Annotated in this window: 4 protein-coding genes, 1 tRNA gene and 1 pseudogene; 3 read left to right on the plus strand and 3 right to left on the minus strand. The window is 41.6% G+C overall.

Features of this window, described 5'->3' with window-relative positions; translation table 11 throughout:
* The 3 genes and pseudogenes from ABWY16_RS21435 to ABWY16_RS21445 form a co-directional block, all read right to left on the minus strand.
* Positions 1–209: pseudogene (locus ABWY16_RS21435) on the minus strand (ABC transporter permease); the annotation flags it as partial.
* On the minus strand, positions 206–1,060 hold the full coding sequence (locus tag ABWY16_RS21440; RefSeq protein ID WP_353906714.1) for an ABC transporter ATP-binding protein: 855 nt from the start codon (positions 1,058–1,060) through the stop codon (positions 206–208). The pseudogene ABWY16_RS21435 and the gene ABWY16_RS21440, both read right to left, overlap by 4 nt.
* A complete protein-coding gene (locus tag ABWY16_RS21445; RefSeq protein WP_353906715.1) occupies positions 1,060–1,647 on the minus strand; it encodes a hypothetical protein in 588 nt (195 codons plus the stop codon). Before ABWY16_RS21445 ends, ABWY16_RS21440 begins: the two co-directional genes overlap by 1 nt.
* A gap of 325 nt (positions 1,648–1,972) precedes the next feature.
* Here ABWY16_RS21445 and ABWY16_RS21450 point away from each other — a divergent pair, with 325 nt between their 5' ends.
* From ABWY16_RS21450 to ABWY16_RS21460, 3 genes are all read left to right on the plus strand, one after another.
* Positions 1,973–2,311 (plus strand): cupin domain-containing protein, encoded by a 339-nt coding sequence (locus ABWY16_RS21450; RefSeq protein WP_353906716.1) that lies wholly within the window; start codon positions 1,973–1,975, stop codon positions 2,309–2,311.
* 44 nt (positions 2,312–2,355) lie between these two features.
* Complete coding sequence (locus tag ABWY16_RS21455) at positions 2,356–3,231, plus strand: hypothetical protein (protein ID WP_353906717.1); 876 nt, start codon at positions 2,356–2,358, stop codon at positions 3,229–3,231.
* Positions 3,232–3,312: 81 nt separating this feature from the next.
* Positions 3,313–3,386: transfer RNA gene (locus ABWY16_RS21460), tRNA-Ala, on the plus strand.
* Positions 3,387–3,429 lie beyond the last annotated feature (43 nt).

Genomic DNA, 3,429 nt, shown 5'->3' on the forward strand with positions numbered 1-3,429 from the left:
ATGTACATGATCAGGTTTCCGTTCAACAGGGTTCCTTCAAAATAAAAGGATTGTTTGAGGTTATCCAGCAGCAGATCAAGTATTGTGCTGCCCTGGAAGTAGGCAGTGATCAGGATCAATGTTTCGATCACCATAATCGACCCTAGTGCGTAGTATGTTTTGCTTTGTTTAACAAGCTTTAGAAGTTCAGCTGACAGCAGTAATCTCATGAATTGGCCTTTTTAATTAGTTGTTCCAATGTCAATACAGGGGTGCAGGCAGTTACCTGTATGCCTTCTCTGAGCAGTTCGGTAAGTAGTGATGGGATATCCCTGGCATCACAAACTACCCTTGCATCATTGGTGCCCATCTCTACATCATAACTTTTTAGGGCCGCAGAGGCATTCAGATTGGATGCTGTAATACTGAAACTGTTGATATGTGTATTGATCAGTTCGTTGGTTGTTCCGGAATTTACTATTTCTCCCTTTTCAATCACGTAGAGAAAATGGCAGCATTTGCTGATTTCGCCCATCATGTGTGAGGATAGCAGGATGGCAATGTGCTCATCTTCTGCGAGCTTTCTGATGAGCGTAATTAAAGAGGCCACACCGATTGGGTCAAGGCCGGAAAATGGTTCATCCAGCACCAGGCATTCCGGATTGTTGATGAGTGCTATGGCTATTCCCAAACGCTGTTTCATTCCAAGGGAGAAGTTTCTCACCGGATCTTTACGGTCAAGCGGTAAACCTACTTTGAGCAAGGTCTGCTCGATGGAATGTTTGTCAGTAGCTGCTCCCTGTATGCCTGCGAAGATTTTGATATTGTCGTATGCATTCAGGTAATTGTAGAGTCCCGGCCGTTCAATGATTCCTCCAACAGGTTTAGCCCTTTTGGAGTTGATAGTCACTAGTCCCTGATCGGGTTTTACCAATCCGCATAAGATCTTGAACAGTGTAGTTTTTCCTGCACCGTTTCTGCCCAGCAGGCCACAGATCTGTCCGGGTGGGATATGTATTGAAACGTTATCTAATGCTTTTCCGGAAGGGTAGCTTTTACTTAAATTTGTTCCTGTAAGCATTATTCAGCTATTTTATAATTAACGTCCTGATCACGGAAGTTGAATCTGGGCTTGTAATATTTCTCCAGAAACGTCCGGGAAACAAAGGATTTCCGGAACAGGAACAGCGGGTCCTGGATCATAAATTTTGGAATGAAATGATACCATCTGATGCCAATCCTTTTGTAGTAACTGAGTACTTCTTTCTCCATGCCTAATTCCTTTGCGGCTACCAGGAAGGCTGTACGCTGACATTTTGATCCTGTATAGGGGTTGGCCAGTTTAGGGCTGAAGCCATGCATATACAGGTTATCTTTTATCCTTTTATAGTTCTGGAAGCGGGACCATGCGTCCATAATAACCAAAAATATGTGTGTAAAGGCAAATAGCACGCAGCCAAACCAGAATACAATAAAAAACAAGGCTTCCTCCATATAGGCATCTCTGAACTTCGTCCAGTAAAACCAGGATTCCATTACAAACAGGATTACTGAGAAATGCAGCAATACACCTACATTCCAGTAAGATACTGTTATACTGGGCTGTTTAGGGATTTTATCATGGTCTACTTTAGCCCGGCGGGAGGCTACACGATTGATATGCTGCATTAACTAAATATAATATTTTTAATCTAAAAAACTGTGGACAAGATATACTTTCTATTGCTTTGGATAAATTTGAATTTCAGCTCATCAGACAATGGAGGTTTAATATTACGAAATTACTGAATCACTGCTTCTTTTTAACGCAGTATACAACTTAAAGTTGTTTAAAATCCGTGTTTTTGCTCGCTAAACCGAATATATTTAATAGTAATGAGAAATGTCAAAAATACAGTTTCCTGCGTATAAATCTCGTGACATACGTTTTTGCAGTAACCGGATATGCCTATTTTAGCTTTTCATTAGGTTGTCGCATGAACTCAAAGTAATCATGATCAAATCAATAAAAAACTCGGAACACTATCAATGGGGCGATCACTGTGATGGCTGGCATTTGTTGAAAACAGATGGTTTAAGCGTTATTCAGGAGATGATGCCAGCTGGTACTACAGAGACGCACCATTTTCACAATCTATCTCAGCAGTTGTTTTATGTTTTATCGGGGACAGCCAGATTTGAAATTGAAGGGGAGGTGTTTATATTAAATCCAGCTGAGAGTATTCATGTGGCTAAGGGCAGGAGACATTGTATTGCAAATCATGGGGTGGCAGATCTGGCTTTTTTGGTTATTTCTGAGCCGAAAGCTCATGGGGATAGGGTAGAGGCTTAACATAATGTTAATCATTAAATCATATCAAAAAGTCTTTTTTGTATATGAGAAAAACTATTACTGCCTTGTTCGTGCTGCCCGTATTCCTGTCTGCAAATGTACCTGATCACCTGATGATGAGTTTAACCAGGCCTACAACAGTCGATTCATTGGGTGCCTGTCAGGGTGTCTCATATCAAAAAGGACGCGTTTTTTTATATGGCGACCGGGAGATAGGAGTGATCAGAGAGTATACTTTAGTGGGGGATAGCCTGGTAGATCTCCATAAAGAATCCAGGCTGACAGTTGAAGGAAAAGATGTGATCAACCATCCAACTGGTGTAGCTCAACATGCCGGCAAACCTACTTTTATCGGTAATTCTGTTAAACCAGATGTACCGGGTGGTAAATGGAAAGCTATTATCTATTGGGTAAACTGGGAGGGACTTTTAAAAACCAGGACTCTTGATGGAAATTTAATGAGCATTATTGAAGATGATGTCTGTATACAGGGCACAAGACCGGAATATGTGCAGTACAATAATAAGTGGTATGTAGCTACCGCAGATTATGGGAATAATGGTAACGAGGTCAGGCTATATGATCCACGGGCCTTAAGCAAAGCTTCGAAAACCAGTGACAAAGGGGTGTTGTATAAAAAGTTCAGTTGTACGCCGTGGGTGCAGAACCTGCATTGGATTGCTGAAAAAGGAATTCTTGTACTAATACAAAATCAGGTGGAAGGCCGCAAGTGGCGCTTTACCTATGTTGACCTGGAGAAATCAATAGCTTCCGGCAAACAGGAAGTAATTAAAGAAGTACTTAATGACAGAGCGGATGAGCTGGAAGGCTTTGCGTTTACCAATAGCCCGGGATCCGGTATTGCTGTCAATTCTTCAAGAACGCAGAATGTTAACTTCATGCAGGTAAAATGGAAGTAATTACCAATTCAAGTATTTTTTCGGGATTATCTTCAACTTAAATTTGCAAAGCACAAACAAATTGTTACTTTTGCGACCCACGGGGGATTAGCTCATTTGGCTAGAGCGCTTGCCTGGCAGGCAAGAGGTGACCGGTTCGAATCCGGTATTCTCCACTGAAAAGCTTCAGAGCAATCTGGAGCTTTCGTATTTAAAACG

The sequence above is a fragment of the Pedobacter sp. genome, assembly GCF_040513095.1.
Lineage (GTDB): Bacteria > Bacteroidota > Bacteroidia > Sphingobacteriales > Sphingobacteriaceae > Pedobacter.